At 62.2% G+C, this 26442-nt stretch carries 25 protein-coding genes; 11 read left to right on the top strand and 14 right to left on the bottom strand.

From position 1 onward, the window contains the following. Positions 1 to 12: 12 nt before the first annotated feature. The 7 genes from J2X53_RS00125 to J2X53_RS00095 all read right to left on the bottom strand — a co-directional run bounded on the left by J2X53_RS00125 (position 13) and on the right by J2X53_RS00095 (position 7225). Entirely contained in the window at positions 13 to 1170 is a 1158-nt protein-coding gene (locus J2X53_RS00125) for a Xaa-Pro peptidase family protein (protein WP_349035470.1), read from the bottom strand. Positions 1171 to 1199: 29 nt separating this feature from the next. Next, positions 1200 to 2060: an ATP-binding cassette domain-containing protein gene (locus J2X53_RS00120; protein ID WP_349035469.1), complete on the bottom strand. Its 861-nt coding sequence runs from the start codon at positions 2058 to 2060 to the stop codon at positions 1200 to 1202. Continuing rightward, positions 2057 to 2896, bottom strand: a complete 840-nt coding sequence (locus J2X53_RS00115) for an ABC transporter ATP-binding protein (protein WP_349035468.1) — start codon at positions 2894 to 2896, stop codon at positions 2057 to 2059. The genes J2X53_RS00120 and J2X53_RS00115 overlap by 4 nt, the downstream gene beginning before the upstream one ends. A 4-nt stretch (positions 2897 to 2900) precedes the next feature. After that, on the bottom strand, positions 2901 to 3818 hold the full coding sequence (locus tag J2X53_RS00110) for an ABC transporter permease subunit (protein ID WP_349035467.1): 918 nt from the start codon (positions 3816 to 3818) through the stop codon (positions 2901 to 2903). Next, a complete protein-coding gene (locus J2X53_RS00105) occupies positions 3815 to 4822 on the bottom strand; it encodes an ABC transporter permease subunit (RefSeq protein WP_349035466.1) in 1008 nt (335 codons plus the stop codon). Before J2X53_RS00105 ends, J2X53_RS00110 begins: the two co-directional genes overlap by 4 nt. Before the next feature lie 94 nt (positions 4823 to 4916). After that, positions 4917 to 6509 carry an ABC transporter substrate-binding protein gene (locus J2X53_RS00100; protein ID WP_349035465.1) on the bottom strand — a complete coding sequence of 531 codons (1593 nt, stop codon included), beginning with the start codon at positions 6507 to 6509 and terminating at the stop codon, positions 4917 to 4919. A 41-nt stretch (positions 6510 to 6550) separates the two neighbouring features. Continuing rightward, positions 6551 to 7225, bottom strand: coding sequence for an XRE family transcriptional regulator (locus tag J2X53_RS00095; protein WP_349035464.1), 675 nt, complete (start codon positions 7223 to 7225; stop codon positions 6551 to 6553). A gap of 15 nt (positions 7226 to 7240) precedes the next feature. Here J2X53_RS00095 and J2X53_RS00090 point away from each other — a divergent pair, with 15 nt between their 5' ends. After that, a complete protein-coding gene (locus J2X53_RS00090; protein WP_349035463.1) occupies positions 7241 to 7459 on the top strand; it encodes a hypothetical protein in 219 nt (72 codons plus the stop codon). A gap of 1 nt (position 7460) precedes the next feature. Here the strand turns inward: J2X53_RS00090 and J2X53_RS00085 are convergent, their stop codons facing one another. Next, positions 7461 to 9950, bottom strand: coding sequence for an ATP-binding protein (locus J2X53_RS00085; protein ID WP_349035462.1), 2490 nt, complete (start codon positions 9948 to 9950; stop codon positions 7461 to 7463). After that, positions 9947 to 10687, bottom strand: a complete 741-nt coding sequence (locus tag J2X53_RS00080; RefSeq protein WP_349035461.1) for a response regulator transcription factor — start codon at positions 10685 to 10687, stop codon at positions 9947 to 9949. The genes J2X53_RS00085 and J2X53_RS00080 overlap by 4 nt, the downstream gene beginning before the upstream one ends. 236 nt (positions 10688 to 10923) lie before the next feature. Between J2X53_RS00080 and J2X53_RS00075 the strand changes: the two genes are divergently transcribed. The 3 genes from J2X53_RS00075 to J2X53_RS00065 all read left to right on the top strand — a co-directional run bounded on the left by J2X53_RS00075 (position 10924) and on the right by J2X53_RS00065 (position 15252). Continuing rightward, entirely contained in the window at positions 10924 to 11952 is a 1029-nt protein-coding gene (locus J2X53_RS00075; protein ID WP_349035460.1) for an ABC transporter substrate-binding protein, read from the top strand. Between the two features lie 82 nt (positions 11953 to 12034). Next, complete coding sequence (locus tag J2X53_RS00070; protein ID WP_349035459.1) at positions 12035 to 14191, top strand: iron ABC transporter permease; 2157 nt, start codon at positions 12035 to 12037, stop codon at positions 14189 to 14191. Between the two features lie 11 nt (positions 14192 to 14202). Further along, positions 14203 to 15252, top strand: coding sequence for an ABC transporter ATP-binding protein (locus J2X53_RS00065; RefSeq protein WP_349035458.1), 1050 nt, complete (start codon positions 14203 to 14205; stop codon positions 15250 to 15252). 300 nt (positions 15253 to 15552) lie between these two features. On the opposite strand, the gene J2X53_RS00060 is transcribed toward J2X53_RS00065, so the two are convergent. Continuing rightward, entirely contained in the window at positions 15553 to 18108 is a 2556-nt protein-coding gene (locus tag J2X53_RS00060; RefSeq protein WP_349035457.1) for an ATP-binding protein, read from the bottom strand. A 42-nt stretch (positions 18109 to 18150) separates the two neighbouring features. After that, the gene (locus J2X53_RS00055) at positions 18151 to 18630 is read right to left on the bottom strand and encodes an oxidoreductase (RefSeq protein ID WP_349035456.1); all 480 of its coding nucleotides are present in this window, start codon (positions 18628 to 18630) and stop codon (positions 18151 to 18153) included. Between the two features lie 232 nt (positions 18631 to 18862). Here J2X53_RS00055 and J2X53_RS00050 point away from each other — a divergent pair, with 232 nt between their 5' ends. The 4 genes from J2X53_RS00050 to J2X53_RS00035 all read left to right on the top strand — a co-directional run bounded on the left by J2X53_RS00050 (position 18863) and on the right by J2X53_RS00035 (position 20661). Next, positions 18863 to 19504 (top strand): response regulator transcription factor, encoded by a 642-nt coding sequence (locus J2X53_RS00050; RefSeq protein ID WP_349035455.1) that lies wholly within the window; start codon positions 18863 to 18865, stop codon positions 19502 to 19504. A 194-nt stretch (positions 19505 to 19698) separates the two neighbouring features. Further along, positions 19699 to 19836 (top strand): hypothetical protein, encoded by a 138-nt coding sequence (locus tag J2X53_RS00045; protein WP_349035454.1) that lies wholly within the window; start codon positions 19699 to 19701, stop codon positions 19834 to 19836. Positions 19837 to 20074: 238 nt separating this feature from the next. Further along, complete coding sequence (locus tag J2X53_RS00040; protein ID WP_349035453.1) at positions 20075 to 20422, top strand: hypothetical protein; 348 nt, start codon at positions 20075 to 20077, stop codon at positions 20420 to 20422. A 62-nt stretch (positions 20423 to 20484) separates the two neighbouring features. Beyond that, entirely contained in the window at positions 20485 to 20661 is a 177-nt protein-coding gene (locus J2X53_RS00035; protein WP_349035452.1) for a hypothetical protein, read from the top strand. Between the two features lie 500 nt (positions 20662 to 21161). Here J2X53_RS00035 and J2X53_RS00030 read toward each other — a convergent pair whose 3' ends face one another. The 3 genes from J2X53_RS00030 to J2X53_RS00020 all read right to left on the bottom strand — a co-directional run bounded on the left by J2X53_RS00030 (position 21162) and on the right by J2X53_RS00020 (position 22751). Further along, positions 21162 to 21332 carry a DUF3489 domain-containing protein gene (locus J2X53_RS00030; protein ID WP_349036260.1) on the bottom strand — a complete coding sequence of 57 codons (171 nt, stop codon included), beginning with the start codon at positions 21330 to 21332 and terminating at the stop codon, positions 21162 to 21164. A gap of 130 nt (positions 21333 to 21462) precedes the next feature. Then, on the bottom strand, positions 21463 to 21810 hold the full coding sequence (locus tag J2X53_RS00025; RefSeq protein ID WP_349035451.1) for a hypothetical protein: 348 nt from the start codon (positions 21808 to 21810) through the stop codon (positions 21463 to 21465). Then, positions 21807 to 22751: a DnaJ C-terminal domain-containing protein gene (locus J2X53_RS00020; RefSeq protein WP_349035450.1), complete on the bottom strand. Its 945-nt coding sequence runs from the start codon at positions 22749 to 22751 to the stop codon at positions 21807 to 21809. Before J2X53_RS00020 ends, J2X53_RS00025 begins: the two co-directional genes overlap by 4 nt. A gap of 176 nt (positions 22752 to 22927) precedes the next feature. Between J2X53_RS00020 and J2X53_RS00015 the strand changes: the two genes are divergently transcribed. From J2X53_RS00015 to J2X53_RS00005, 3 genes are read left to right on the top strand one after another with little or no spacing between them, the layout of a single operon-like run. Continuing rightward, positions 22928 to 24103: an efflux RND transporter periplasmic adaptor subunit gene (locus J2X53_RS00015; RefSeq protein WP_349035449.1), complete on the top strand. Its 1176-nt coding sequence runs from the start codon at positions 22928 to 22930 to the stop codon at positions 24101 to 24103. Next, positions 24103 to 25308 carry an ABC transporter permease gene (locus J2X53_RS00010; protein ID WP_349035448.1) on the top strand — a complete coding sequence of 402 codons (1206 nt, stop codon included), beginning with the start codon at positions 24103 to 24105 and terminating at the stop codon, positions 25306 to 25308. The genes J2X53_RS00015 and J2X53_RS00010 overlap by 1 nt, the downstream gene beginning before the upstream one ends. After that, a complete protein-coding gene (locus J2X53_RS00005) occupies positions 25305 to 25982 on the top strand; it encodes an ABC transporter ATP-binding protein (protein ID WP_349035447.1) in 678 nt (225 codons plus the stop codon). The genes J2X53_RS00010 and J2X53_RS00005 overlap by 4 nt, the downstream gene beginning before the upstream one ends. Positions 25983 to 26442: the final 460 nt, after the last annotated feature.

Genomic DNA, 26442 nt, shown 5'->3' with positions numbered 1-26442 from the left:
TGCGCGCGGGGCCTAACCGAAGGGGGTCAGCGCCGAAGTTGACGGCGGGCAGAACCAGACCGGGCCGGTTTCGGTCATGTAAACAATGTCTTCCAGCCGCACGCCGCATTCGCCGTAAACACACAGCATCGGCTCGATGGAAAAGCACATCCCCGGCTCCAGCACGGTCTGGTTGCCCGCCACAATCCAAGGCTCTTCGTGCAGTTCCAGCCCAAGGCCATGCCCGGTGCGGTGCGGCAGGCCCGGTACTGCATAACCGGGGCCGAAGCCATCGGCGATCAGCGACCCGCGCGCCGCCGCATCGACCGAGGCACAGGTCGCCCCCAGTTGCGCCGCCGCAAACCCGGCCATCTGCGCCCGGTGCTCACAATCCCACAGCTGGCTTTGCCGCGCGGTGGGGGTGCCGAACACATAGGTCCGGGTGATGTCAGACTGATAGCCATGCAGAGAGCCGCCCAGATCGACCAACACCATATCGCCGGGGGTCAGCACCTGCGCATAGGGCACGCCATGCGGATAGGCCGTCGCCTCGCCAAACTGCACCGCCACAAACACCGGCGTCATCCCCAGCGCCCGGTGCGCGGCATTGACAAAATCCGCCACCTCACCTGTGGAGATACCGGGCCGCAACCCGGCATGTACCGCCCTTTGCACGCTGTAGCTGGCCTCCATCGCCGCCTGCAAAATCGCCAGCTCTGCCGGGGATTTCCGGCAGCGCTGCGCGGCGATCAGAGTTTGCGCCGAACACACCGTCAGACCGGGCAGCGCCATCACGCGATGGGCAAAACCGAAGCTCATGCCGGGGTCGAGCGCGATGCGGCCCGTGGCGCGCGACGCGATCAGGGCAAACGGGTCTTCATCCTCTTCCCAGACCGCGATCTCGCCGGGCAGTTGCAGCAAGGTCTCCAGCTTTGGCCGCTCGAACTGCGGCGTCACATAGGTCAGCGACCCATCCGCCCGCACCAGCGCGCCATGCAAGCGTTCGGACGCGTGCAGCGCCAGCCCGGTGTAATAGGTCAGCGACGCCGTGGCATCCAGCCATACAGCGTCCACCCCCTGCACCCGCATCGCAGCGGACAGCCCGGCGATCCGGGCCGCAAACTCGGCCGCTGCAATCGCAGGCACCTCCACCGGGGTGAATCCCGCCAAGGCCGTCTCGTAATCGGTCATCCGTGCCGCTCCTGTAAAACCAAGCTCCGTCAGACCGGCGCGGCCAGCCGCGCCGCCTTGCGCCTGGCCACCCGCGTGCGGATGGCTTCCACATCTGTCACCGGGGTCGCCGCGAACAGAGATTGCGTATAGGCGTGCTGCGGATCGGCAAACAGCGCCTCGCGCGTGCCCTGTTCCACCGCGACCCCCTTGGAGATCACCATCACATCATCGGCGATGTAGCGCACCACCGACAGATCGTGGCTGACGAACACGTACGTCAGCCCGAATTCATCCTGCAGATCGGCCAGCAGGTTCAGCACCTGCGCCTGCACCGACAGATCCAGTGCCGATACCGGCTCGTCCAGCACCAGAAGCTGCGGGTTCAGCATCAGCGCCCGCGCGATGGCAATCCGCTGACGCTGGCCGCCGGAAAACATATGCGGATAGCGGTTGAAATGCTCAGGCTGAAGCCCGACCTTTTTCAGCATCGCCTCGGCCCGGTCACGCCTTTCGGTGGCGGGATAGTCGGTGTTGATGACCAAAGGCTCCATCAGCACATTGCCGACCTTCTGGCGCGGGTTCAGACTGCCATAAGGGTTCTGGAACACCATCTGCACCTTGGACCGCAGCGCCGGCGAGGGCCGCTTGCTGCGGATGTCGACAGGCTCGCCGTCGATCAGCAGCGTGCCGCTGGTGGGCGCGTCGATCAGCGCGATGATCCGGGCGAGTGTCGATTTGCCCGATCCGCTTTCGCCGACGATGGCAAGGGTCTTGCCCTTTTCCACGCTGAAATCAATGCCCCGCAGCGCGCGCACCTCGCGCCCGGCGGCAAACATGCTGCCCGGCACGTAGTAGTCCTGCACAATGGCGCGGCCCTCGACGACAGCAGCGGGTTTGGTGCCGGTCATGGCGTCACCTCCTGCACGAAAAAGTCTGACACGGTGGGCAGCCGGTCGCCGGTCGCATGTTCCGGCAGGGCCGACAGCAGCGCGCGGGTATAGGCGTGCTGCGGATTTTCGAACAGCGACAGCACGTCAGCCTCTTCCATCTTGCGACCCTTGTATTGCACCACCACCCGGTCAGCGGTTTCAGCCACCACCCCCATGTCATGCGTGATCAGGATCAGCGCCATGCCGTAATCTTCCTGCAGCTTCATCAGCAGATCCAGGATCTGCTTCTGAATCGTCACATCCAGCGCCGTTGTCGGCTCGTCCGCGATCAGCAGACGCGGGTTCGACGCGATGGCGATGGCGATCATCACCCGCTGGCACTGCCCGCCCGACATCTGATGCGGATAGGCGTTGATCTTGTCTTCCGGCTCGGGAATGCCGACGGCGCGGAACAGGTCGAGCGCTTTGGCGCGGGCCTCGCGGTTGGTCATGCCAAGGTTCAGCCGTAGCACTTCCTCGATCTGGAACCCCACCGAGAACGACGGGTTCAGCGAGGCGACAGGCTCCTGAAAGATCATGGTGATCTCGCGCCCGATCAGCCGGCGCCGTTCGGAGGCGGACAGGTTGGAAATATCCTGCCCGTCATAGGTCATCTCGTCGGCGGTGATGGTGGCGGTGTCGGGCAACAGCCCCATCACCGCCAGCATCGACACCGATTTGCCCGACCCGGACTCGCCCACGATGGCCAGCACTTCACCCTTGTCGACATGCACGTCGATGCCATCGACAGCGGTAAAGCTGCCGGTCGCGGTGGCGAATTTGACGCTCAGGTTTCTGATGTTCAAAAGGGCCATGCGCTCAGCTCCGCTTCAGCTTGGGGTCAAGCGCATCGCGCAGACCGTCGCCGGTCAGGTTGATCGCCAGCACCGAAATCAGGATCGCCAGACCCGGGAAGGTCACCACCCACCAGGCGCGCAGAATGAATTCACGCGCTTCGGCCAGCATCGTGCCCCATTCCGGCGATGGCGGCTGCGCGCCCATGCCCAGAAAACCGAGCGCTGCCGAGTCGAGCACGGCAGAGGAGAACGACAGCGTGGCCTGCACGATCAGCGGGGCCAGACAGTTCGGCAGAATGGTGCGGAACATCAGCCGCAGCCGCCCTGCCCCGGCCACGCGCGCGGCGGTGACATAGTCGCGCTTCATCTCCGACATCACGGCCGCGCGGGTCAGCCGGGCAAAGTGCGGCTGATACACGATGGCAATCGCAATCATCGCATTGGTCAGCCCCGGCCCCAGCACCGCCACCAGCACCAGCGCCAGCAGCAGCGACGGAAAGGCCAGGATCACATCCATCACCCGCATGATCACATTGTCGACCCAGCCGCCAAAGAACCCGGCCAACAGCCCGATGACAATGCCGCCCACCAGCGCGATCGACACCACGACCACCCCGATGAACAGCGAATACTGCGAGCCGTAAATCAGCCGCGACAGCATATCGCGCCCCACCGCATCGGTGCCCAGCAGAAAGCCGCTGCGCCCGCCCTCTTGCCAGACCGGCGGCACCAGCAGGGCGTCGCGGAATTGCTGGGTCGGGCTGTGCGGGGCAAGCACCGGCGCCAGAAACGCGATCAGCACCAGCAGCACAAACACGACCAGCCCGACCACCGCCCCGCGGTTCTGCCGGAAATAGAACCAGAACTCGGAAATCATCTGACGGCGGATCTGCGCGTCTGTCAGCCGCACCGGGGCCGTTACATTCAGTTGCTCACTCATTTGATGCGGATCCTCGGATTGATAAGGCCGTACGTCAGGTCAACCAGCAGGTTCACCACCATCACCAGCGCCGCAATCAGCAAAAGCCCCGATTGCACCACCGGATAATCCCGGCGCGAAATGGAATCGATCATCCATTTGCCGATCCCCGGCCAGGAGAAGATCGTTTCGGTCAGGATCGCCCCGGCCATCAGCACCCCGATCTGCAAGCCGATTGTGGTCACAACCGGGATCATCGCGTTGCGCAGCGCGTGAATGCCGATCACCCGGTACTGCGGCATCCCCTTGGCCCGGGCGGTGCGCACGTAATCTTCGCCCAGCACCTCCAGCATCGCCGACCGGGTCTGCCGCGCGATCACCGCCAGCGGGATCGTCGCCAGCACCACCGACGGCAGGATCAGGTGCCGCAGGGCAGAGACGAAGGCGCCCTTCTGCCCCGAGATGATGCTGTCGATCAGCATGAACCCGGTCACATCGGGGAAGTAATACATCAGGCTGATCCGCCCCGACACCGGGGTCCAGCCAAGGATGCCCGAGAACAGGATGATCAGCAGCAGCCCCCACCAGAAGATCGGCATCGAAAACCCGACCAGCGCCGCCGTCATCGACACCTGATCAAACCAGCTGCCCCGCTTGATCGCCGCCAGAACCCCCACCGGCACACCGATCACGGTGGCGATGATGATGGCGCACAGACCCAGTTCAACCGTCGCCGGAAACAGCGACAGAAACTCGTCCAGCACCGGCCGCTTTGTCACCAGCGAGTTGCCCAGATCGCCTTGCAGCAACCGGCCCATGAAATCGAAATACTGCAGCACAACATGCTTGTCATAGCCCAGCAGCGCCGTCAGTTCGGCATGCCGCTCTGGCGACACCCCACGCTCGCCGGCCATCAACAGCACCGGATCACCGGGCAGGATGCGCACAAAGCTGAACGCGATGATCGTGATCCCGATGAATGTCGGGACCAGATACAGAAGTTTGGAAAGGATGAACCGGACCATGCGCCGTTGTCCTTGTAAAACAGTGTTCTTGTAAAACACGCGGGGGGGTCATAATGCCCCCCCGCGCGCCCGGTTTCAGAAGATGTGTCGCCGCTTATTCAGCGATATCCACGGTGTCAAAGGTGAAGTCGCCCAAGGGGCTCATCACGAAACCCGACACCTTGTTCGACATCGGCACATACTGGGTGGAGTGTGCGATGGTGAACCAAGGGGCCTGTTCTTTGAAGATCACCTGCGCCTGTTCATACAGCGCGGTGCGCTCTGCCGGATCAGCCGTCACTTTGGCGTCGTTCAGCAGGGCCGAGAACTCTTCGTTACACCAGAAGGCACGGTTTGCCCCGCCCTCACCAGCTGACGCGCAGGACAGCAGCACCGACAGGAAGTTGTCCGGGTCGCCGTTGTCGCCGGTCCAGCCCAGCATCACCGCGCCATCACGACCGGCTTCCATCGACTTGGCCAGATATTCGCCCCATTCATAGGACTCGATCTCGACCGTCACGCCGACTTTGGACAGGTCTTCCTGCATCAGCTCGGCAGTCCGGCGCGCGTTCGGCATGTACGGACGCTGCACCGGCATCGCCCAGATCTTCATCGACAGACCCGTGACGCCTTCGGCTTCCAGCATCGCCTTTGCGGCTTCCGGATCATAGGCGTCGTCCTCGATCGCGTCGTTATACGACCACATGGTCGGCGGGATCGGGTTTTTCGCTGGCAGCGCAGCACCCTGGAACACCGCCTCGACAATGGCGTCCTTGTTGATCGCCATGTTCAGGGCCTTGCGGACCTTGGGGTTATCGAACGGGGCCTGGGTGGTGTTATAGGCCAGATAGCCGACGTTCAGACCGGCCTGCTCGTCCAGAATCAGGTTCGGATCGGCCTTGATGGTGTCGATGTCCGCCGGTGCCGGGTATGGCATCAGATGGCATTCGCCAGCCTTCAGCTTTTGCAGACGCACCGCCGCATCCGGGGTGATCGCAAAGATCAGGTCATCAATGATCGGCGCGGTGCCCCAGTAATCCGGGTTCTTGGTGTAGCGGATTACCGCGTCTTTCTGATAGGCGACGAACTTGAACGGCCCGGTGCCGATCGGGGTGTTGTTCATCTCGGCCTGCGTGCCCGCAGCTTCCAGCGCATCGGCGTATTCTTTCGACACGATCGACGCGAACGGCATGGCGATATTGGCCAGGAACGGTGCTTCAGGCTGGTTCAGCGTGAACTTGACCGTGTAATCGTCGATTTTCTCGACCGATTTGATCAGATCCCCCATCGCCATCGAGGTGTAGTATTCATAGGTGATGCCGGGGATGTACTGGTGCCACGGGTTTTCAGCGTTGCCCTGACGGTCATAGGAAAAGATCACGTCATCGGCGTTGAAATCGCGCGTCGGCGTGAAGCTGTCATTGGAGTGCCACTTCACGCCCTGACGCAGCTTGAAGGTGTATTCGGTGCCGTCTTCCGACACGTCCCAGCTTTCGGCGAGACCCGGCTCGACTTCGGTCGTGCCTTTCTTGAATTCGGTCAGGCGGTTAAAGACCGGGTGGGCCGAGGCGTCAAAGGTGCCGCCTGCGGTGAACGGTGCCGGGTCAAACCCTTCGGGCGAGGCTTCGGAGCAATAGACAAAAGTTTTTGCCTGTGCGGCGGCTGCGCTCATCGCAAGCACCGATGCGAATAGCATGAGTTTTTTCATTCTTTGGTTTCCCTGTTCTGGATAGATTTACATGCGCCGGATTATCTGGCGGGTGTAACGGTTGCGTCTTCTGGTGCCTTTTCAGGCACCGTTTGCGGCGCGCTGGCCGGGAGTGCCCCGGCTGCTTTGCGCGGGGCATAATCGGACGGGGTGGCGCCGTGCAGCATCTTGCCGGTCCACAACACCCGCGCCATCTGGTCGCCCGGATTGGAATAGGAATGCGGGTGCTGGCCCAGATAATGCATGCTGTCGCCCGCCTGCAGCAAAACCTCCTGCCCGTCCACGATCTGCAGGAACGTGCCCTCCAGCACAAAGATGATCTCTTCGCCAAAATGCTGAACGGTTTCAGAATGGTAGCCGGGCGGCACATTCAGCACGAAGGATGTCAGCTCATGCCCCGGAAACTCTGCGCCGATGGTTTCATACAGCACGGAATGGCCAGCGACCGAAAAGCGGTGACGGGAACCGGCGCGAGTTACGCTGTCGGCCTGCCGGGGCGAGGCGATGAAAAAGTCGATGCTGACATCTAGCGCCGCCGCAATCTCGGCCAGCGTACCAAGGGTCGGCACCGCATTATCGCGTTCAACCTGACTGAGATAGCTCACCGAGACACCGCATGCGTTGCAAAGTTCCTGCAAGGTCATGGACATCATCTGCCTGCGGCTGCGGATTCGTCGTCCCAGAGCAAAAGCCGCGCCTGCAGGTTTCTTGACCATCAACTTCCCGGAACCATGAATTTGTCTGTCGGCAGATTTCATCCGAAAGACTTCACCATTGCAACAATTTTTTTACTGCCAGAAAATTTTTTCTCTCCAGGTCATATGTCAACGCTGCCCCGGCACCCTGCAACTTACTATTTGCCCTGCCGACACCATCTGAAGATTGGCCGTCAGCAGCAGCGTGCCGTCGCAATCGAAAAGAAGGGTGGCCGGGGCCATCTGGTTGACTGACTCATCGGTGGGCGGCTTTGACATCGTCCGGCTTTCTGAAAAGGATGGCCAGCACACCGGACAGCGCATCCGCAGTCAGTGGCTTCGGAAGGGTTAAGATCCGCCCCGGAAAGCGGGACGAAAGCGGGTCGACCACCGGCAGGTGACCGGACACCACGATGCCACGGGCCTCGGGCCAGCGTGCAAGCGCCGCTTCGGCCAGACGCCAGCCATCGACGTGGCCACCAAGCGACAGATCGGTGATGATCAGCGCGACGGGGTCTGACAACCGGCGCATGGCATCCACCGCGTCTGTTGCCACTTGCAGGCTGTGGGCCAACGGCGTCAGAAGAGCGATGGCGGCCTTGCGGTCCGTCACATCATCTTCGACCAAAAGAACGGTGCCCAGCGCAGGCAAAGCGGCCGGCGCAGCAAGCTGGAGCGGCAGTGTCAGACGCACTGTGGTGCCCTTGCCAGGGGCCGAGGTGATCACGATGTCACCGCCCGATTGGCGGATGAAGCCATAGACCATGGCAAGGCCAAGCCCGGTGCCTGTGCCATCGGCCCGCGCGGTAAAGAACGGCTCCATAGCATGGGCCAGAATCTCGGGCGGCATGCCGGTGCCGGTATCGGCCACCTCGATCACTGCCTGACCTTGATCCTGCGACACGGCAAGCGTCACCCGGCCCGCACCTGCAATCGCCTGTCCGGCGTTCAGGCAGAGGTTCAGGATAGCGCTTTCCAACTGCCCCGGGTCGACCTGCACCAACAGAGGAGCCGGGGTTGTTTTGAGCACCAGCTCCACCCGATCCGGCAAGGCCAGACTGACCAGATCGACAATGCCATCGACCAGCACCGGCAGGTCCAGCAATTCCGGTTCCAGATGTTGACGGCGGGCAAAGGCAAGCAGACGTCCGGTCAGCGCCCCGCCCAGATCGACGGCCGAAGCGATGGTCTGCCGCAGCATCCCCTGGCGTTCGGGCGGGGCGGTATCCATCAGGTGAAGACTGCCCGAGATGGTCGACAGGATATTGCCGAAATCATGCGCCACCTCGCCCGAGACCTTGCCAAGCGCCTCGATCCGCTGAATCTGCCGCAGGCGGTCTTCCAGCTGTCGTCGCTCGGTTGCATCTGAAATCAGCACCACAGAGCCGCCTTTGGGCAAGGGGCTTTCGCGCAATTCGGCATGATGCGCGCCGCCTTGCGACAGAACCCCCACACCTGCCTGGCTGTCTCCTGCCTGCCAGCCCGCCTCGGCAATCACCTCGGTCAACCGCGGGCGGCCGGTCAGGCGCGCGGAGTCCACGCGCAGCACCGGTGCAAGCCTTGCGTTTTGCGCAACGATCTGACCCTGATCCGACAGGATGGCCACCCCGTCGCTGATCCCGGCCATCATGTTTTCATAAAGCGCCGTGCGTTGCGCCATCTGTCGATGCGACCGGTCCAGCCGCAGGGCATTGGCGCGGAAGGTGCGGAAGGCATGAAACAACTTTCCGATCTCGTCCCCCTGCCCTTCCCCGCGCGGCAGCTTGGTCTGCCGGTCGCCTGCGGCAAGACGGATCATTGCATCTGAAATCACCCGCAGATTGGCAGTCACATAGCCCGAGACATAGAGTGCCGCCACCAGCGCCAGCGCGGCACTGGCCAGTACCACCAAAAGCAGCGTGGATTTTGCCAGTGCAATGGCCGTCGTGGTGCTGGCCCGCTCGGCTGCGATGGCCGTCTGCGCTTGCGATGTGGCTGCGGCAGCGTGAGCGGTCACAGCGGCAGCGCCCTGCCGGATGCGGACAAGCGCCGCCTCCGCCCCGATCTGACGCGCAAGTTCCACCCGGCGCAGCTCGAACAATCCCTCCTTGCCTTCGGCGATGGCCTTCAGCCGGTCCAGCTCTGCCGCTTCAGCCGCAGGGCGTTGCCCGGTCAGGCGCTGTATCAGGCGGGTGTATTCGCGCTGGAATTCCCCGACGCCGACCAGATTCTCCGCCCGCCCTGCCCCCAGCAGGGCAGCAGCCGTGCGTTGAAGCACCAACCAGTCCTGCCGTTCCTGCAAGGGTGCCGTGGCGCGGGCCGATTGCGCAGCATAACGCCGCTCTGCCGCCGCAAGCTCGGCATTCAGCCTCAGGGTGCGGTCGCGCAGCCCGGCGCGCAGCGAAGTGTCGCGCACCAGTTCGGCAATCGCTGTGCGCGTGATCGCCAGCGGCGCGCGCAAAGGGTTGCCCTGCGGCAGACCGGCCAGCAGCCCGTCTACGATCGCAGTGGCTGCCTGCCCTTCTTGCGCAATGCGGAACGGGCTTTCCAGCGTCAGCAGATAGGGGGCAAGTGTCGCCAGATCCGCCGCCTGCCGCGAAAGCGTCAGCGCCTGATCCACCCCGGTCAGGGTTTCGCCCAGCAGCCGGTCCATCCGGTCATTGCCACGTGTCAACGCGCCCCAGGCGATGATACCCACGGTCAACACGGCCACAGCAAGCAGCGCCAGCGCGACAAGAAGTCGGCTGCGAACAGAAACGCGCTTCATGTCGTCACACCGATCACAAAGATATAGCCCTGCCCCCGGCGGGTTTGCAGATGCACAGGCTTTGACGGCACCGCCTCGATCTTGCGGCGCAGGCGCAGGATCAGCACGTCGATCGTGCGGTCCATGTAGTGCGACAGATCATTGCCCAGCTCGGTCAGCAATTCGGTGCGCGGGATGATCCGGCCCGGATGGCGCAGGAAATACTCCAGCAGCCGGTATTCGGCATTGGTCAGCGCAATCTCGGTGCTGTCCTGATCCAGCAGCTCGCGCCGGGTCTGATCCAGCCGCAAGCGGCCAAAGGCACGGATGGCACTGGCGCTGCGGTCAGGGGTCAACACGCCGGGATGGCCCGCCCGACGCAGAACCGCGCGAAGCCGCGCGATCAACTCACGCGGATTGAACGGCTTCATCATGTAGTCATCGGCCCCGGTTTCCAGCCCGATGATCTTGTCCATCTCATCGCCGCGCCCGGTCAGCATGACGATGGGAATGCCCATCGTCTCACGGATGCGGATGGCAAGGGTCAGGCCGTTCTCGCCGCGCAGGCGCAGATCAATCAGCGCAAGGTCCACACCGGGGCGCGGGCCAAGCGCCAGAAAGGATGCGCCATCGGGGAGCGGCAGCGGCCTGAATCCGTTGTTGGCCAGCAGCTCGGCAACCGTACGGCGCAGATCGGCGTCATCATCAATGATTGCCACGACCGGGCATTCGCCATCAGGCAAATCCCCGTGCGGCATGGAAGCCTGTTCCAATGCCCTATCCTCCCTGAGGCCATGATGGTCAAAGTGCGGGGCGGCGCAATCCAATTCAGGTTAGCAAAGTTCCGCGTTTGCGGGTGTTTTGTAACACTGTTCATCAAATCACCGGCTTGCGGTCAGTCTGTTAACCCCGCCACCCCTCACGCTGACGCCAGATGTCATGCAAGTCTTGCGGCATACCGCTGGGGAGAGGCGGGTTATCTGGGAGGATGAAGATGAAGGTTTCCATGATCAGTGCGCTGGCACTGGCTGCGGCCATGGCCGCAGGCGCGGCGCAGGCGCAAAGTCTGAACGTGGTCTGCTCGAATGAGCAGGCGTGGTGCGATCTGATGGCACAGAACTTCAAGATCGACACCGGGGTTGACGTGGCGATGGTGCGCAAATCGACCGGCGAAGTGCTGGCGCAGATCCGCGCCGAGGCGGGCAATCCCAAGATCGACGTGTGGTGGGGCGGCACCGGCGACCCGCACCTGATTGCGGCCAACGAAGATCTGACCGTGGCCAGCGGTGTGGATGTCTCCGGCCAGTTGGGCTGGTCGCAGAACATGACCGAGATGTCGGGTGGCAAGGCCGTGGGCGTGCATGTGGGCCTGCTGGGCATCCTCTACAACACTGAAGTACTTGCCGAAAAGGGCCTGCCTGTCCCGGCGTGCTGGAAAGACTTGGCCAAGCCCGAATACAAGGGTGAAGTGACGGTATCGAACCCGCAATCTTCGGGCACCGCCTATACCCAGCTTGCCACACTGGTGCAGTTGTTCGGCGAAGATGAGGCGTTCAAGATGTTGGCCGAAATCGGTGCCAACGTGAACCAGAACACCAAGTCAGGCTCCGCCCCCGGTAAAATGGCTGCACGCGCAGAGACCACCATCGCCGTGGGTTTCATGCACGACATGGTGAACCTGAAAAAGCAGGGCTTCCCGGTCGAGATCGTGTCGCCCTGCGAAGGCACCGGCTATGAGGTGGGTGCGGTTTCGGTAATCAATGGCACGCCAAACCTTGAAGCGGCAAAGCAGTGGGTCGAATATGTGATCAGCGCTGACGCGCAATCCGCCGGGCTGGAGGTGGGCGTGTTCAACATCCCGTCCAACCCCGAAGCCTCGACCGACCCCGAAGCGCCCGACATGGCTGCGGTCAAGCTGATCGACTACGATTTCGCGACCTATGGCTCGTCGGAAACGCGTGAGCGGCTGCTGGCGCGGTGGGAAGCCGAAGTGAAATCCAAAGGCGGCAATTTCGAGGAATAGCGCCTGACCGGCCCGCCCCTACAGAGCAACACGCTCTGGGGCGGGCCATGCTTTTCACGGCAGAGTTCCGGGAGATTGATATATGCAACGCACGGCGGGGCTTTGGCTTCTGATCGGGCTGGCAGGCTATGCCCTGCTGCCCTGGTATATGGTGGCGGGGGGCTTCTGGTCCTTTGGCTGGCTGTCGGCTGTAGGGGGCGATGCACGCCCTGCGGCCCTCTGGACTGCGGGCGGCCGGGGATGGCTGTTGGTGCCGCTGGCCGGTTTTGCGATTGCTGGGGCCGCGCTGGCATTTGCACGGGACCAACTGACGATGGCGCGGGGGCTGGTCTGGGGTGGCGCACTGGGGCTGGCGCTGATGGCGGCGCAGGGTCTGGTGATCCTAGGCAACAGCACCCGACTGGGGCTGTTCGAAGGTGCCACGCAACCCGGCATGGGCGCGGGTGCCTTCGTCGTGGCCGCAGCGCTTCTGTTTTTGCTGACCACCGGCATTTCCGGTCTGGGACGAGGCCGGGGCGATGCATTCATCACCGGCATGATCGGGGCCATCGTGGCGCTGGTCGGCATCTTTGTCTTTTATCCCATGAGCTTTATCCTGCTGCGCGCCTTTGAGTTGAAGGGCGGCGCAGGGCTGGGCGTTACCGAATTTCTGCCACGGTTTTTTGCCGGCGAGATCTGGTCGCCCGCCTGTCTGACCGGGCTTGGATACTGCGGCGCTGCGCTGAACTCGCTGATGCTGGCGCTGGCCACGGCGACCGGCACCACGCTGATGGGGCTGGCCTTTGCGCTGATCTTCACCCGTACCAATTTTCGCGCCAAAAAGCTGCTCCGCGTGCTGACCATCCTGCCGATCATCACCCCGCCTTTCGTCATCGGGCTGGTGCTGATCCTGCTGTTTGGCCGCGCGGGCACCATCACCGAATTCTTCGCCGACGCCTTTGGCTGGGAGAAGACCCGCTGGCTGTACAGCTTCTGGGGCGTGTGGCTGGCGCAGATGCTGTCGTTCACCCCCATCGCCTTTCTGGTGCTGATCGGCGTGGTCGAAGGCGTCAGCCCCAGCATGGAAGAGGCCAGCCAGACGCTCGATGCCGACCGCTGGCAGACCTTCCGTTTCATCAGCCTGCCCTTGATGCGCCCCGGTCTGGCCAATGCCTTTCTTTTGGGATTCATCGAAAGTCTGGCCGATTTCGGCAACCCGCTGGTGCTGGGCGGCAACTTCAATGTGCTGTCGACCGAAATCTACTTTGCCATCGTCGGCACTGTGGCCGACCCGGCCAAGGCGGCCATCCTGTCGCTGATCCTGCTGTCACTGACGCTGGGCGCGTTCCTTGCCCAGCGCAAATGGCTGGGCCGCAAGAACTATGCCACCGTGACCGGCAAGGGCGATTCCGGGCGCAATGCCGCGCTGAACGACGGGTTGCGCTGGACCTGCTATGCCGTGGCCCTGCCTTGGGCTGCGTTTACGCTGGTGCTGTACGGGCTGATCTTCTTTGGCAGCTTCGTCAAGCTGTGGGGCTATGACCACACCCTGACATTCGAGCATTACACCCGCGCCTTTGGCATCGTCTTCCGCAACGGCATCCACTTCACCGGGGCGGCGTGGAGCAGCTATTTCACCACGCTGACCATCGCCGCCATTGCCGCCCCCCTGACCGCCGCCGTGGGTCTGGCAACCGCCTATCTGCTGGTGCGGCAAAAGTTCACCGGCAAGGATGCGTTCGAGTTTTCCACCATGCTGTCCTTTGCCATTCCCGGCACAGTGATCGGGGTGGCCTATGTCATGGCCTTCAACTTCCCGCCGATCGAGCTGACCGCGACCGGGTTGATCCTGATCATCGTCTTTGTGTTCCGCAACATGCCGGTGGGCGTGCGGGGCGGCATCGCGGCGATGAGCCAGCTCGACAAATCTCTGGATGAAGCGTCGATCACGCTGGGGGCCAATTCGGCCACCACCCTGCGCCGGGTGATCCTGCCCCTGATGGGACCGGCTATCCTTGCCGCGCTGACCTACAGTTTCGTGCGCGCCATCACTTCGGTCTCTGCCGTGATCTTCCTTGTGTCGGCGCGCTACAACATGGCCACCAGCTTTATCGTGGGGCGGGTCGAAAACGGCGAGTTCGGCATCGCCATTGCCTATGCCACCGTGCTGATCGTGACCATGCTGGCCGCCATCCTTGCCCTGCAACTGATCATCGGGCGGCGCAAACTGCGCCGGACTGATCGCATCGAAGCCCATTGAAGGAGGATGCCATGAAAGGCTCTGTCCGGTTCGAGAATGTCACCAAGAAATTCGGCGACGTGGTGGCCCTGAAGCCTCTGTCGCTGGAGATCACCCCCGGCACGCTGGTCACGCTGCTTGGCCCGTCTGGCTGCGGCAAGACCACAACCTTGCGGCTGATTGCAGGGCTGGAAAGTGCCAGCGAAGGGCGCATTCTGATCGGGGGCGAGGATGTCACCCATCTGTCGGCCACCTATCGCAAGGTGTCGATGGTGTTTCAGTCCTACGCGCTGTTCCCGCATATGACCGTGCTGGAAAACGTCGGCTATGGCCTGTCGGTCAAGGGCATGTCCAAGGCCGAGGTACGGAGCCGTGCCGAGGCGGGGCTGGAAACGGTGGGCCTGAAGGGCTTTGGCGCGCGCCTGCCGTCAGAGCTGTCCGGTGGCCAGCAACAGCGCGTCGCGGTGGCCCGCGCCATCGTGCTGGAGCCTGAAGTGCTGCTGCTGGACGAGCCGCTCTCGAACCTCGATGCCAAGCTGCGACGCCATGTGCGCGATGAGATCCGCCAGATCCAGCAGCGGCTTGGCCTGACGGCGGTCTATGTGACCCATGATCAGGAAGAGGCGATGGCGGTGTCAGACCGGATCATCGTGATGAAAAACGCCGAGATCGCGCAGGAAGGCACGCCCTATGATCTGTATGACCGCCCGGCTTCGGCCTTCATCGCCGATTTCATCGGGGATGCAAACCTGATCGACGTCGAAATCACTCAAGCTGGCGAACCGACAGAGATTGCGTTGCTGGATCGCAGGCTGCAGCTTCCCCTGTCCAGCAAGGCCACGGGTCTCGCCAAACTGGTGCTGCGACCGCATCACATCCGCCTTGACCGCGACCCGGCAGCAGACCGTCTGCCCGCCGAAATAACCTATGCCGCATGGCTCGGAAATTCGGTGCAGTACACTCTTTCCACCCCGGTTGGGTCAATCTTTGCCATCGGCGCACCGCAACCGCGGCCTTTCCGGCAGGGTGAGACTGTACACCTTGGCTTTGGACTGGAAGATGTCCGGTTGGTTCCGGCGTAGGTCGAAGTTGTTTGGCGATATGATCCGTCACCTCAGGCAGCTCAAATGACGTATGGACATACGCGTTGACCGGACGCGGAAAGCCCGGCGGTCCGGACCCATTGATCTGATTGAGGTCGCTGCGGTTGCATGATTCACGCCCCCCAGCGCCATCCTCACGCCGCCCAGACACCGCTAGCTCGCTCGGGAGCACAGGCAGATAGCACCTGCCAGGAAAGGTCGTTTGTCACCGGAATCAGCCTTCCGACACCGGCAGCGCCACCGATACCAATGGCTTGTAAGGCTTTTCTGACGTGGCCATTACGAGTGTCGGGTCTTGTGCAGGGCCTGTTGCAAGGCGCTCAGGCTATCATTGCGCAGCGGGTCAAGTTTGCCAAATCGGGACCTGAGACTTTCCGGGCTTTCGGTTGCCGCTGCCGTTTCGATATGGCGCAGTTGGGCACACAGCGCATCCATCGTCAGCATACCCGCGGCCCCCGCCGCCCAATGCACCGCCTTTGAAACCTCATCCAGTTTCCCCGCCTTCAAAGCCGTCGCGCAGGCTGACAGCGTATTTTGCATGTCAGACCTGAACCGCTGCAGCAGCCTTTGAAGCTCTGCCACTCCCATCAGCTCGATCAGTTCATCAAGCCTTTCGCGGTCGAACAGCGCGTCGGATTCGGGTTGTGCCGTCGATGGCTCGGCCGTCCTGGCCCTGATCGCGAGTTTCTGCATCAGCTCATCCAGCAGGGCCATCGGTACAGGTTTGATCACCACATCCGTCATGCCTGCATCGCACAGCATCTGCACCCGGTCGGGTGACGCTTGCGCCGTCAGGGCAATCACCGGCGTGTCACCCAGGAGACCGCCGTCAATCAGATGGCGTGTCGCGGTCACGCCATCCATGTGGGGCATCGAGATATCCATCAGGATGATGTCGAACTGCTGGCGCTGCACGGCGGCAATCGCCTTGATGCCGTCCGATACGGTGACAACCCTGTGGCCCAGACGGCTCATCTGCCGTTCCATCAATGTGCTGTTGATTTCGTTGTCTTCGGCCAGCAGGACTGTCAGCGGCCTGCGCACAGCCAGCGCGGGAATTTCCACATCTGCGACGGCTGCCGCCTCTGGCAGAACTTCGGCCTCGAATGTCACCGTAAAGCAAGTGCCCTCGCCAACGCGGCTTTCAACCTTGATCGTGCCCCCCATGGCTTCGGCGGAAAGTTTCGCGATGCCAAGGCCAAGCCCGGTGCCCTCTTGTACCCGCGAATAAGAACTGTCGAGCGTTTCGAAATTGTGGAAGATCCGCTCCAGATCCGCCTCGGGGATGCCGACTCCGGTGTCGCGGATCAGCAGGGTGAAGCGGCGATTGCCGGGTGTTTCGGCGGGCATCGCCATGAACACCACGTCGATTGCGCCATTCCGGGTGAACTTTATCGCATTGGACAACAGGTTGTTGAGGATGCGCCGCAGCAGCGGCAAGGGGGCATGAACCATGCAGGGGGGGGCATCCTCGGGCGAAAGGGTCAGCGTATTTCCACGGTCCAGGGCAAGCGCCTGATACAATTTCACCTGTTCGCGCACGGTTTCGTTCACGCAGAAATCGGTCAACGGAAAATCATTCGCATCGCTTGCGGAAAGGCGCGTCAGTTCAAGGATGTTGTTGACCTGTTCAAGCGCCGCCAGCCCGCAGGATTTCAGGATGCCAACCAGCCAGGCTTGCGGCGCGTCCAGCGTTGTCGTTGTTTCCAGCAGATCGGTGGCCGATAGCAGGCCACTGAGCGGGGTGCGCATCTCGTGGCTCATGACCGCCAGAAAACGATCTTTCGCCTCTTCGCCTTTGCGGGCAAGTTCACCTGCCAGCGCCAGTTGACGTTCACGGTCAAGCTGCTGTGACATGTCGCGCAGGAATGCGATCTTGAACGTATCCCCCGTGCCCGTCGTCACGTCGGCAATGGCGACTTCCACCGGAACTGTCCCGCCATTGCGGCCATGGCACTGCATCCGGTTGCTGCGGCCGGTGCCGGATGACCCGTCCTCTGCGGCGACCAGCACATCAGACAGCGCGACCGGGTCTTTTGGCGAAATTGCGCACCCCAACATCACCTCGCCCGCGGTATTGGCCCCGATCACCCTGTCGTTGGCGTTCACGATCAACACTGCATCCGGGGCAGATTCGATGGTGGCGCGCAGATTATGAACGGCCAGCTCAAGAATGCGCGCATAGCGTTGCTGGGCGCGCGCCTGACGGTAGATTGTCGCAAACAAAAGGGTCAGCCCGACCATGGTTACGACGATCACAACCAAAAAGGAATAAAGCGTGCGGTGCAAGGCCAGCCGCGTCCTGTCACCCAGTTGCATGGACTCGCCCAGGGCCGCCACAATCATTTCGCGGACAGGAAGGATGATCTCGGCCGTCGATTGCATCATGTCCGGCAAGGCCGCCAGCAGGGCCTGATCCGCGCCATCAATCACTGGCAAGAAACGCTGAACAAGCCCTTCCTTGCCGGCGAGCGCCCGCCAGGCCGGCGTACCCCGCAAGGACAGCTCTTCCAGTAACGGAGTGCCGTTGACCAGATCAACCCGGCTGTAAAGAACGTCATAGGCCTTGCGGATCTCTGCCAGCGCCGCCGCATCATTCCGTGCCGCAGCCTTCAGGATGCTGATCTGCATGTTTTGCAGATCAACCTGTATCTGCGCCAGCACCCATGTCCGGTTGTCCGATTGCACCCGCTTGCTGTGTTCCAGCTCGCGCTCGATCTGGAGTCCGGTAAAAACCGACATCGCCAGCACGACCAGCATTACGATCAGCGACAGCACCACCCGTGTCTGCGAGTATGGCACTGTCTCAAGCCGGTCAATGGCGAGAGATTTCATGGTCCTTCTTTCCGCAAGGGCAATGGCGATCCGGCCAACGGATCATTCCAGACTGAGTTCGACCAACTGCCAGATACTGCGGCCATAGACGGATTCCGTTTGAAAGCGGGTATCTGAGTCGTAGGGATAAATGATCCACAACGGCCCCTTTTCGCGACGCGAAAACGGCGCGCCATCAATCCGGGTGGCGATGATCGGGGCACCTGACTCAAGTGACTTGACCGGAATATCAATCACATAGTCATTCAGCGCCCGCGCACGGATCACGCTGCCCGACGTTGCGCCAATGCTTTCAAGAACGGTCGCAAGAGCCGGGCCGCTGAATTCATGCGCGCCGTCGGTCCAAACGGTTGTGGTGCTGAAACTTTCCTGCGGCAGCGCCTCAATCGTGGCCAGGTCAAAAGTTGTCACGCCATCCGGAAGGCTTGCGGCCCGCACTGTCAGAACGAGGTCTTCGGCAAAGGCGCAACCGGCAGTCAGCACGGCAAAGGCGGCTGCAAGGGCACAGGTGGACGGCATCATAGAGACAACTCCCAGTTGCTTTGAAGGGAAAAGATACAGGAAGAGGCCCGCTGCTGCGACATGACGGACGGATGTGCCCCCATCCGAATGGATGGCGAAGTTCTGGTCCAAGCCCGGAAGCTGCCTAAAAACTGCGCCTCTTCCTGCGTTCACATTGGCAAATTGTAAGGAATTTGCGGGCTATGAACGGGCATGGACCGTAAACGACGCTATGGAAAGATGACCGTACCCAATGAATGACCCGTCTCAACCCGCCGGGCTTCGCGTGCTGATTGCCGACGATCATGAAATGATCCTTGGCATGTTTGTCGTATTTCTGTCGCAGGCGGCAGGCATGCAGGTCGCCACCGCCTGCACCCTTGGCGAAGCAGAAACCCTGGTCCAGGCTCAGGGGCCGTTCGATGTGGTGCTGCTGGACCTGAACATGCCCGGCATGGACGGCGTGGCCGGATTGCGCCGCATGATCAGGCACAATCAGGGCCGGCCGGTGGCCATTCTGACGGGAAACCTGTCGGCGCGGATGCAGGATGAAATCATGCAATCAGGTGCGGCTGGCATCGTGCTCAAGACAACTGCCGCCCGCAGCATTGCGAATGCCATTCAGTTCATGCACGCGGGCGAGATCTATCTGCCAATGCAACTGATGCGCCCGGCACCCGTCGCAGGCGTGGACGCGCGCAATGGCAAGCTGACAGAAAAGGAGCAGGCCGTGCTGACTTGCCTGATTGAAGGGCAGCAGAACAAGGAAATTGCCCGTGTCCTGCAACTGGCAGAACCGACGATCAAGATGCATGTGACGGCAATCTGTCGCAAGCTTGGCGCAAAGAACCGCACCCAGGCCGTCGTCATCGCCCGCGATCTGGGGGTTGGCTGACGCCGCTTCGCCTGCGTCTGCGTCGCTCTGCCCAACAGCTTTTCCCCGCAGGTTCGGCTGCACCACAGTCCAGACCAAAGGATGCCGCCAAGCCATACGTCATCCTGCGCTATCCCCCCGCCATCGGGCAATCTGAGCCACCATGCCCTAGTGTTCATCTGGCAAAGAGCGAGAGGAGAGCAAAAATGGTGTCGATGGATTCGTCAAAGACCCCGACCACCCCATTCACCACGGCAAGGACTCTGGCCCTTGCGCCGGGTTGGTGGATACTGCCGTCGATCCTTGGTGGCCTTTATCTTTGGTACCGCATCATCGCTGCCTGCTTCGGTTGACGACGCGCCGCTGTCTTGCCTGCCCGCCGCGCAAGAAGCTCTGATATCCTGCACACAGGCCCGGTCCCAAATGGGACCGGGCCTGTGCTTTTTCGGGGGGCTCTGGGCCCATACTTTCGTCGACCGACCAAGCCTGTTGGCTGGTGTAAAAGCGGAATGTCAGGCGGCTCCATCCCTTCCCGAGATTGCGACTGTCACTGGCAAAAGGCAGTTTAGGGTCACAGCACAGGAGGCTTACATGACATCTCACACGGCGACCAACGACGCATCCACCCCGACCCTGGCAGATCAGACACACCCCCCCGCAAGGGTCATTTCTGCGCCGTCTGAGCGGGCCCCGCTTTCGCGCCGGATGGTTGCGGTGATGACCCTGTCCGATGGCAGCGAACTTTTCATGCGCGAAAGCCCAGAGGGATGGACCGTGATCGAATATGGCACACTGCAGACACGCGAGTGCCGCGCCAGCAGGCGTTCAGATCTTGCCCTGCTGGGCGACATCGCCGCTGCCTATGGCTTTGGTCCCCTGCGTGATGCGGCAGCGCCCGCCGCCAAGCGTCCTTCGCTGACCCTTGTTTCCTCGCGATAGTCTCGCGCTGAGCTCTGAAAACCGCGGCAGAGCCGCAAGACCCTGACATCAAGGACCCGATCATGGCACGTTTTTTTCAAGACACACTGACACATGGCCTGAACAGCAGCGTGGACGCGCTGTGCGGACGTCAGTTCAGGCGCCGCCTCGCAACGCTGCATCGCGATGCAGCGGCTCCCACCGGCGCGCAAATTCCGCTGTTCGCCACAGGTACAGGCAGGAAGCGGCTATTCCACTGATCCCGTTGCGGGTGACTGAGCTGCCCCCCGAAAAACGGACAGTGACGGAAGCTACGATCTGAGGTCTGCTGATCGCCAAGACCAGGAGATCAGGATATGTCGAGACGCAGGAACCATGACGCGTGGTTCAAGGCGCGTGTTGCGCTGGAGGCGCTGAAGGGCGAGCGCAGGGTGTGGAATTGGCGGCCGCCTACGAGGTCGATCCGACAATGATCCATCAGTGGAAGAAGGCTCTGCTGGAGGGGGCAGCTGGCATTTTCGAGCGTTGTGGTCAGGCGGCGGCCACCGCCGTGGGGCGAGCCGCTTTGCAAACCCGGGGATCACGTGACACTGCGGGCAGTCCTCGATTGCATCGTGGTGATGTCCACTTGTCCGCAGGACATGATCCCGATCAACGGTGCCGCTTGTACGCCGACCGAGGTCCATTATCGTCTGGTGAGCTGACGACTATCAAGCCAAGCAAGGGCGCTATCTGATCGATCCGGTAGCCCCCGCCTCCCCTACACCGGCGTCACGACCAGCCCCAACTTCTTGTCCAGCGCCTCAGACACAGCACCGCAGGCGCTGTGCGTGTGCCACCCCGTCGCAGAGATGATCACTTCTATCGTCGCGCCAGTGGAAGCCCGCAACATCGCAATCAGCGTGGCTTGCTTTGTCCCCTCACGTTGGATGGGCGGCTTCGGTGTCTTGACGAAGTACTTTTACATATTCTGCGCGACTACCGGTTCAGTCCCCGATGACCTGCAGCCTGAGCCTTGGCAAGCGCAGTGTATCGACGACACTGGTACTCTGCGAAGCGGTTCACCTCCGGGAATTTCGGAATGCAGCACCGATCCGGGCCCGCACATCGGGTGCCTCAGCTTCTACGGCAAGTGCCAGGACTCGCAGGTCGCGCCTGGCCATATGCAGTTGGTCAATCAACGACATGACGACCCCAAGCGCATCGTCATCGAGATCAAGACCATCGGCCAGATCGCACAACAGCTGCATGCGGGCGATATCGATCCGGCCAAAGACAGGGGCGTTGCCTTCAAACGTCTTGCGCCGGATCGGCAGGATCACCTCGGCCTGCAGAAAGGCGACAAGCCGGGTTCGGGTCATGCCCGGGATGATTGCGATCACCTCATCTTCTGTGCGCTGGTCTGTCATGTCATGGCCTCGTTCAGCAGGTCTGCGCGCGGATTGTGGGCGTGGGTCTCGCGCCATTCGGTCATGAAATCACGCAAGCTGTCGTCGATTGCAGGGGGCAAAACAATCCGCAATTCAACCAGTTGATCCCCCGCAGGCCTGCCCCCTGACCGTGCCACGCCTCGCCCCCGCAGCCGCATGACCCGGCCCGAACTGGTCCCCGTTGGAATGGTCAGGCTGACTGGTCCTGCAATGGTGGGGGCGCTGACCTTTGCCCCCAGAACAGCTTCATCAATGGTGATCGGCAAGGTCACATGAATGTCGTCACCCTCACGCCGGAACATTGGATGACTCCCCACCGTCAGGATGATCAGCGCATCCCCTGCCGGACCACCGCCAGAACCGGGCCCACCCTTGCCGCGCAGACGCAATGTCTGGCCGTCATGTGCGCCCTGCGGGATCTTCACGGCAATGCTGCCCCCGTCCGGCAGCGTTATGGGCAGTTCACCGCCGCGCGCCGCCACCAGAAACGGCACCTCAAGCGTGTAGCGCAGATCCGTCCCGCCAGCCGCGAACCCCTGACCCGCAAAATCAGCGCCACCGCCCCGTGTTCGCTGACGCAATATCTCGGCAAAGATATCTGCAGGATCACCTTGCGGGCCAAAGCCGCGCCCTTGTTGATAAGGATTTCCGGGGGCATCGGCAAAATCGCGGTAGTACTGTCGCTGGGGGCGCTCGGCACCTGCGGCATCGATTTCGCCCGCATCAAACCTTGCACGCGTCGCCGGATCTTTCAGCAGGTCATAGGCTGCAGCGATGGCCTTGAACCTCGCCTCGGCTCCTGCGTCATCGGGGTGAAGGTCAGGGTGATGGGTCCGCACCAGCTTGCGGTAGGCAGCCTTGATCTCGCCTGACGTGGCAGATCTGGTCAGGCCAAGCGTTGTGTATGGATCGGTGGTCATGTGTCGGTTTTCCACCAATATGCAAGTGACGGGACGCATCCAGTATATCAAAATGGCTTGCCGTGCCCTTGATCCATATCAGCGCGGGGTGATGCGCGGGCTGGTAAAACAGCCACACGGAATCAGCTGTCTGTCCGGTCATCCGGGCAACCGAAGTCCGTAAACGGGATCATCATATGTCAAAACCCGAACAGACCTCTGAAGCGGAGGAAACGACCGTAGCCCTTTTGCCGCAGGCAGAAGCGCTGCGTTTGCCGACGGTTCGGGACCCGTCTGCCGTGCAACCGCCTCTTTCCTCAGTCCGGCGTGTCTGGTTCTGGGGCTTTGGCCTGTTTCTGGCGGCGGTGGTGGGGTTCGTTCTCTGGCTTCAGCCTTGGGCAGCGGGTCCGGAGCCGGTTTCCATAGAGATCGCCGCCTTTGCGCCTGTGACACGGGTGCTTGCCGTGAATGGACGTGTCACAGCGCTGCATTCGGTCGATGTGCGCGCGCTTGTCAGCGGTCCACTCGAAGAAGTGCTGGTTGCAGAGGGAGAGGGGGTGCGCCCGGGCAAGGTGCTGGCCCGGATTGATGCCGCCGCACAACAGGCCGTTTTGCGGCAGGCCGTGGCGGGGCTCGATGCCGCCTTGGTCGCACAGGACCAGGCCTCGGCGACCTTGGCCAGGACAGAAAATCTGGGCCAGAATGTCGCCCGCACCGTGTTGGAAAACGCCGCGAGTGCCGAGCGGGCGGCAGCGCAGGACGTGGCGCGCATGACGGCGCTGGTGGATCAGGCTCAGATCCAGTTCAGGAATTTCACCATACGCGCCCCTATGGAAGGAACTGTTCTCGCAGTGAATGTCGATCCCGGACAGACTGTCGATCCTGCAACTGTTCTGCTGACAGTGGCCGACCTGAGCCAGCTTCTTGTCGAAACTGATGTCGACGAGGCCTATGCCACCCAGATCCGCGCGGGCCTGACTGCCGTTTTGCTGCTGGCGGGAGAAGCGGTTCCCCGGAACGGTCAGGTCAGTTTCGTGTCGCAGCGCGTTGACGCCGCAACGGGTGGTCTCGCCATCAAAATCAGCTTCGATGAGGCCGTGATCGCTCCGGTCGGGTTGACGGTTACGGCAAACATTGTTGTCGATCAGCGGGATGCAGCCTTGACCGTCCCCCGGGCGGCAATCCTGTCTGCAGACGCTCAGGATGCTGTCTTTGTCGTCACTGGCGGAAGGGCCACCCGGCGCAACGTGATGGTAATCGACTGGCCCGCAGCGCGTCTGATCGTGACCGAGGGGCTGGCACCGGGCGACGCTGTGATTCTTGATGCCACGGGGATCACCGACGGACAGGCCGTGTCGGTGGGCCAACCCTGATGCTTTATGCCCTGAAGATTGCCACGCGCTACCTGACCGCGAGCAAGGCCCAGACCGGGCTGCTGGTGCTTGGCGTCGCCGTTGGCGTGTTCATTTTCATCTTCATGTCAGCGCTGATCGGGGGTCTGGCCGAATTCATCCTGTCGCGAACCGTCGGCGATATTTCCCATGTCACCATCACCGCCGAAACCCCCGACCCGCTCATTCTGATCACGCCCCAAGGCCACATTCTTGCCGTGACCGAGCGGGGCCGGACCCGCACTGCCACACTGGCCGAGGCCGCGACCTTCCTTCCACTGATCGAAACCGTCCCCGGCGTCGTTGCGGTTTCACCGCAGATCACCGGAGCGGGCTTCCTGGCACGGGGTGCACAGGTGGCGCAGGTCAGTGTCACGGGCGTGGAACCGGGGCGCGAGTCCGCCATCCTGAACCTTGATGGCTATATGGTCGAAGGCTCTGCAAGGCTGGGGTCCGGGCTGGTGGTACTTGGGCAAAGTCTGGCCGACGACCTGTCGCTGCGGCTGGGCCAGACGCTGCGGCTGCAATCTTCAGGCGGGGTCTCGGCAGTGCTGACGCTGAGCGGGACTTTCGACACTGGCAATGGCCGGATGGACGACAGCAGCGTGTTTGTCGCCCTGACCACTGCCCGCACGTTGTTCGCGCTGCCCCAAGGCGTCACCAGAATAGAGATCAAGCTGGCCGATCTGAACACCGCCGACACCACCGCACTGCGCATCCGCGCCTTGACCGGTCTCGATGCTGTTCCTTGGACCGACGGGGCGGCGCAGTTGATGGAAGCGCTGAATGCACAGGCGCAAACGGGGTATTTTCTGAAAACCTTTGCTCTGATCACCATCGTCATCGGCGTGGCATCGGCGCTGCTGTTGTCCACCTATCGCCGCAGGCCAGAGATCGGGATCATGCGCGCTATGGGCGCGGGGCGGGGTTTCGTGATCTTTGTCTTTGTCACCCAAGGCGCGCTGATCGGGCTGATGGGCGGGGTGATGGGCGCGGCCCTTGGCTATCTCGCACTGCTCCCGTTTCCATCGCGCGATGCGTTCGAGGTGGGCACACTGCCGATGGACATCACCCAAGGGTCCTACGGGCTGGCAATTACCCTGACCGTCATTGGCGCAATCCTCGCCTCCATCCTGCCTGCGCGATCAGCGGCAAGAGTCGATCCGGTTACGGCGATCGGGCAATGAGCGCCTTGCTTCAGGTGGCCGATCTGGTCAAGACCTTCGGACAGGGTGAGGCTGCAACCCGCGTGCTGCGCGGCCTGTCCCTGACGCTGGACGCAGGCGAAATGGCGGCCCTGCTTGGCCCCTCAGGCTCGGGCAAGAGCACGCTGCTGACCATCCTTGGCACGCTGATGAAGCCAACTTCGGGCAGTCATGTGATGCTGGGGCAGGATCTGGTGGCGGCGGATGACCGCGCGTTGACGACGTTCCGCAACCTGCACATCGGCTTCGTGTTCCAGTTCCACAACCTGCTGCCAGACTTTACCGCGCTGGAAAATGTGGTGTTCCCGACGGCGGTGCGCGAAGGACGCGAAACGGCCGCTGCACTTGCGCGTGGACGTGACCTGCTGACACGCATGGGACTGGCCGAGCGGATTGACTTTCCGTCGTCCAACCTGTCGGGCGGGCAGAAACAGCGCGTGGCCGTCGCACGTGCCCTGATGAACCGGCCCGAACTGGTTCTGGCGGATGAACCAACCGGCAACCTGGACCGCGAGTCTGCCATGCAGGTGATGGACCTGATCGCCGAGATCAACCAAGACGAGGGCACGACCTTCCTCATTTCTACCCATGACGAAAAGATCGCAAGCCTGTGCCGGCGGCAGATCGTGGTGGGGGAAGGTCTGGTGACCGGCTGAAGCGACTGGACATCCCGCGTGTCAGCCATCAGCCGGTGCATCACCCAGGCTGGCAAAATGATGGGCCACGCTATCGACCGTGCCCCGGAAATACGGCCTCTCCCCCTGTAAGGTGATCCATGCCACCTCACTGAAAAACGGGATCATCATGCCGTTCGCGGGTCGGTAATCGTCTTGCGCGCCGAAAATGGCATCGCGGGTGATAAGCCAAAGCGCATTGCGGCTTCGGCCCTACCTCCGGTCAGGCCCTCAAGGCTGGCAAGCGCAGCACTCGGCGCGGGCACATCGGCAATGCGGCCCAGACAACATTCAAAGTGGACGGGATGTCTGGCCGCGGCTAGACCGCAGCCAGTTCTGACAGCTTACAGATCCGGCGAAACTTTCCAGTCGCGCAGCTTGTACACCGTACCGGGGCGGGGGCGCGGTTTGTCTTCCGGCTCGCGCATCCGGCGCTTGAAGC

Origin of the sequence: Pseudotabrizicola sp. 4114, from assembly GCF_031457365.1 — a bacterium.
Classification (GTDB): domain Bacteria; phylum Pseudomonadota; class Alphaproteobacteria; order Rhodobacterales; family Rhodobacteraceae; genus Pseudotabrizicola.
The sequence above is the reverse complement of the archived record's forward strand: the minus strand, read 5'-3'. Positions and strand labels throughout refer to the sequence as shown.